This window comes from Streptomyces sp. NPDC003042 (assembly GCF_053591315.1).
The window spans coordinates 1-4,723 of record NZ_JBSFTP010000162.1; the positions used below are offsets into that span (position 1 = coordinate 1).

General features: G+C 76.0%; 4 protein-coding genes. All 4 read right to left on the bottom strand.

Annotation, left to right across the window (positions count from 1 at the left end; all coding sequences use genetic code 11):
- A partial coding sequence (locus ACWDYJ_RS35930) for an ABC transporter ATP-binding protein (protein ID WP_451569806.1) occupies positions 1–971 on the bottom strand: 971 nt, incomplete at its 3' end.
- Positions 968–2,290 carry an energy-coupling factor transporter transmembrane component T gene (locus ACWDYJ_RS35935; RefSeq protein ID WP_451569807.1) on the bottom strand — a complete coding sequence of 441 codons (1,323 nt, stop codon included), beginning with the start codon at positions 2,288–2,290 and terminating at the stop codon, positions 968–970. The genes ACWDYJ_RS35935 and ACWDYJ_RS35930, both read right to left, overlap by 4 nt.
- Positions 2,287–2,967, bottom strand: a complete 681-nt coding sequence (locus tag ACWDYJ_RS35940; RefSeq protein WP_451569808.1) for an SCO2322 family protein — start codon at positions 2,965–2,967, stop codon at positions 2,287–2,289. The genes ACWDYJ_RS35935 and ACWDYJ_RS35940 overlap by 4 nt, the downstream gene beginning before the upstream one ends.
- Positions 2,964–4,244 (bottom strand): prenyltransferase/squalene oxidase repeat-containing protein, encoded by a 1,281-nt coding sequence (locus ACWDYJ_RS35945; RefSeq protein WP_451569809.1) that lies wholly within the window; start codon positions 4,242–4,244, stop codon positions 2,964–2,966. Before ACWDYJ_RS35945 ends, ACWDYJ_RS35940 begins: the two co-directional genes overlap by 4 nt.
- Positions 4,245–4,723 lie beyond the last annotated feature (479 nt).

The following is a 4,723-nucleotide window of genomic DNA, read 5'->3' on the forward strand; positions in this document are numbered from 1 at the left end:
GGCGGGGCTTGCGAGCGCAGCTCAGCCATATCCAGCCCCGCCGGCGTTTGAGGCGCGGGGTCCGGGGTGGAGCCCTGGGAGACGGTGGCGTGGGCGTGGCCGGACAGCTCCCGCGCCGGTTCAAGGGCGGAGCCCCGGGAAGCGGGAACCGGCGGAGCCGATAGGCGGCGGCGGAGCGGCGCGGCCGTGCGGCGGGCGTCGCGGATCGACAAGGGGAGGGGGGACCAGCCCGCCAGGCGGCCCAGGGCGACCACCGGGGGGTGGACCGGGGAGACGGCCATGATCTCGGCCGGGGTGCCGAGTACGGGGGCCGCCCCCGGGGCGGGAAGGAGGAGGACCCGGTCGGCGTACTGGACCACCCGTTCCAGGCGGTGCTCCGCCATCAGCACGGTCGTGCCGAGGTCGTGCACCAGGCGTTGCAGGACCGCGAGGACCTCCTCCGCCGCCGCCGGGTCGAGCGCCGAGGTGGGCTCGTCGAGGACGAGGACCTTCGGGTGCGGGGTGAGGACCGAGCCGATCGCGACCCGCTGCTGCTGGCCGCCGGACAGGGTGGCGAGGGGGCGGTCGCGGAGTTCGTTCAGGCCGAGGAGGTCGAGGGTCTCCTCCACCCGGCGGCGCATCACCGCAGGTGGGAGGCCCAGGGACTCCATGCCGTACGCCAGCTCGTCCTCGACCACGTCCGTCACGAAGTGGGAGAGGGGATCCTGGCCGACCGTGCCCACCACATCGGCGAGTTCGCGCGGCATGTGGGTGCGCGTATCGCGGCCGGCGACCGTCACCCGTCCCCGCAGGGTGCCGCCCGTGAAGTGTGGGACCAGCCCCGAGACCGCTCCCAGCAGCGTCGACTTGCCGACCCCCGACGGGCCGACCAGGAGTGTCAGTTCGCCCTCGGGGACGACGAAGTCGGCGTCGCGCAGGCAGGGCTGCGCGGCGCCCTCGTAGGTCACCGAAACCTGCTCGAAGCGGATCACCGCGTGGACTCCTTGGGCGGTACGGGTGCCACGAAGGCGGGGAGCAGGCCGATCAGGAGGGCGACCGCCGGCCACAGCGGGAGGGTGGGCGCCACGAGTGGGACCACGCCGGGCCGCAGGCCCTCCGGGTCGAGCGTGCCCGCGTGGATCAGCAGGGCCGCGACCGCCGCCCCCGAACCGGCGACCAGCCAGGCCCGCACCCCCCACCGGTCCGGCCGGTAGCGGGTCCGGATGCTGCGCCGCCCGCCGAGCCGCAGGCCCGCGAGGGCCAGGACCAGGCCGATGCCGAGCACGGGGAGCCCGTACGCGCCGCCCTCGGCGGCGAGCAGTCCGTACGTGCCCGCGCACATGCCGAGCAGTCCGCCGAGGGTGAGCACGTTGGTGGTGTGCCGGACGGCGGGCGGCACCTGCGCCGTACGGCCGTAGCCGCGCGCGTCCATCGAGGCGGCGACGGCCACCGAGCGTTCGAGAGCGCCCTCCAGCACCGGCAGGCCGATCTGGAGGATCGCCTTGATGCCGCCGGTGGGGCGCCCGCGCAGGCGGCGGGCGGTCCGCAGGCGGACGACGTCGGCGACCATGTTCGGCGCGAAGGTCATGGCGACGACCACGGCCACGCCCGCCTCGTAGAGCGCGGCGGGCAGGGACTTCAGAAGCCGGGCCGGATTGGCAAGGGCGTTGGCGGCGCCGACGCAGATCAGCAGGGTGGCGAGTTTGGCGCCGTCGTAGAAGGCGAAGACGAGCTGCTCGGCGCTGACCCGGCCGCCGATGCGGATGCCCTGCGTCCAGTCCGGGAGCGGGACCTCGGGGAGCGTGAAGAGGGTGTGCGCGCCGGGGATGGGGGAGCCGAGGAGCATGGAGAAGACCAGGCGCAGGCCGATGACGAAGAGGCCGAGCTTGAGGAAGGCGCCGTAGGACCGGGCCCAGGGCGCGTCCGTGCGGCGGGCCGCCACCACGTATCCGGCGACGCCGATGATCAGCCCGAGGAGGAGGGGATTGGTGGTGCGGGAGGCGGCGGTGGCGAGCCCGAGGGCCCAGAGCCACCAGGCTCCCGCGTGCAGGGCGTTGCCGCGGCCTGCCGCCGGTGCGTGCCAGGGCCTGCTCTTTTTGTACGTCGGCCCGTGCGCGGTGTCGGCGGGCCGGACGGGGGCGGGGCGGGCCGGGGGCGCGTGCGTCGCTGCGGGGCCGTGGGGTGTGCGCCCGGCCTGCGGCCGGGCCGGTTCCCCACCCGCGCCACCCGCACCACCCGCGCGGGTCGTAGGAGAGGTGCGGGTGGCCCCCGTGGGCGGCTGGGCGCCGTCGGCGGCTGCGGGAACCGTCATCGCCTGCGGCGGCGGGACTGCCAGAAGGCGGCCGCTGCCAGGGCGGCGATCGCCGCCACGCCCGCGAGCAGGCCCGCGGAGGGGCCGGAGGAAGAGGAAGAAGAAGGGGAGGAAGCGGAAGAAGGGGAGGAGGAGGGGGAGGGCGCGGGGGCCCGGTCCACCATCGGTTCGCCGCAGCTCGTCCTCGGGTAGGCCGAGATGCCGCACAGCAGCGCCGCGCCGTTGTAGCGCAGCGGCTTCGCCACCTCCGCCAGCGCCTCCGCGGCCGTGGCCTGCGGGGCCACCTGGGCACAGGCCGTGCGCGGGGCGTCCTGCGGCGGGTGCTCGCCGCCGGGGGCGTCGGCGGGGACGCCGAAGTCGATGACCAGGGCCACCCGCTTCTTGCCGGGAACCGGGACGGTGCCCGAGCAGACGGCCTCGAAGTCGGCGGCAGCGCGCGGCCGGGCCGCCTCGGCCGCCGCGTCCTGGCTCACCGCGAAGCGGAAGCCGAGGGTGGCGCCGTCCGCCGGGCGGGTCGTCGACGGGCCCTGGGTGGCGTACGCCCACTGGCCGCCCGTACCGTCCCAGAACGACCAGTAGCGGTAGCCCGCCGCCAGGGCCGGGGAGGCGGCGAGCAGGGTCAGTACGAGGCCCAGGACCGCGCAGGCGAACGCGGCCGGCGGACGGCGGCGGCTCACAGCTGGTTCTGGTTCTTCTTGCGGCGGCCGCTCAGCAGGAAGCCGATGCCCACGCCGGCGGCGGCGCCCGCGCCGATGATCCAGACGAGGTTCTGGCTGCCCGAGCCCTTGTCGTCCTTGTCGCCCTTCACCATGCCGCCGGTCGCGGGGGTCGCCGCGGCCTGCGGGGCGGGGCCGGTCGCGTTCAGCGCGGACACCAGGTCGGTGGAGCCGAAGGCCTTCGGGTCGGTGCCGGTCGCGTGCGCGGTGAGGATCAGGGTGCCCAGCGCGGCCGGCTTGCCCTTCGCCCACTCCGCGGAGTTGCCCTTGAGCCACTCCAGCGCGCCCGCCGCCGACTGCCGGTGTCCGGCCGCGGCCAGGGCGATGACCGCGTCAGCGGTGTTGCCGACGTCCGCGGTCGGCTGGTCGGCGCCGGGGGTGACGGCCGTCAGGTGGCCGTCCTTCTTGAGGGCCTCGGCCAGGTAGCCGGCCGCGCCCTGGGCGGCGACGGCCGGGTCGGCGGCGCCGGCGGGGCAGGCCGGCGCCGTGGCCGGGGTGCCCGTGGCGGCGGGGGCGACGACCGCGCCCTTGCCGAGGCCGGCCAGAGCGGCGGCGGCCGTGGCGTCGGCGTTCGCGAGGAGCTTGCCGTCGGCCGGCTGGTAGGTGAAGGCACCCCGGTCGGAGGCGGGCTCGGCGGCGCAGTCGAGCTGGAAGGTGAGCAGGCCCGCGTACGCCGACTTGCCGGTCTTCGACAGGACCTCGGCCGGCTTCTCGCCCGCCACGGCGAGGGCGCTGATCACCACGGACGTGGAGTTGCCGTCGCTGGGGGAGGCGGGGACGAAGCTCCAGCCGCCGTCCTCGTTCTGGACGGACTTCAGCCAGGCCACGGCCTTCTTGACCGCCTCGTCCTGGCCGCCCAGCGCCTTCAGCGCCTGCACGGCCGCGGCGGTGGCGTTGGTGTCGAGCATGGTCGTCGCGTCACAGGCCTTCGCGGTGTCCGCGCGGAAGGAGGCGAAGGCGCCGTTCGCGCACTGCTGGCCGACGAGCCAGTCGACGGCCTGCTGGGCGGGCTTGACGCCGACGGTGTCCTGGGCGAGCAGCGCGAAGGACTGGCGCCACACCCCGTCGTACGTCGGGTCCCCCTTGCCGAAGAGGCCCGAGGGGACGACCGGGGGCGCGGAGGGGGAGGGCGGCGGGGTGTCGGTGAGGGCCGCGGGGGTGGCGAGGGCTGCGGGGGCGGCGCCCACGCAGAGCACGGCGGAGGCGGCGAGCGCGGCGGCGCTGCGGCGAACGTTCATGGCGGGGCGGGTGCCTCTCGTGCTGGGGAACGGAGGCAGGCACACCGAGGCACCGGGCTCCGGCTCCGTTTACCTCGACGGTGCCGGCCGCCGGAGGACCCGGCGGCACGAGCCGCTCACCTCCGGTACGGGGCATTCCGGCTCCCCGTCCCGCGCGGTGCGGGCCGGGTCACGGTTGCGGGTCAGCGCCGGATTCGCACCGGCTTCCCCCCGTACGGAAGTGTTGACGACGGCCTCACTGTACCGGCCCGTAGTCCGCGGGCCGGGGGGAGCCCGGCGCCGGCGCCCCTTACCGGAGCCCGTGCCGGTCCCGCGCTGGAGCCGGTCACCTGGTAAGCGGAGGATGCCCCGGCCTTCAGGCTGGGGAGGAATCCGGCTTCCCGTGTAGCGGTGCAGGGTCGCTGAACTGGACCTCCCTCTCCAGCAGCGCCGCGAGCGCCGCGGGATCCGCGGCCACCGTCTCCAGGACCTCGGCCCAC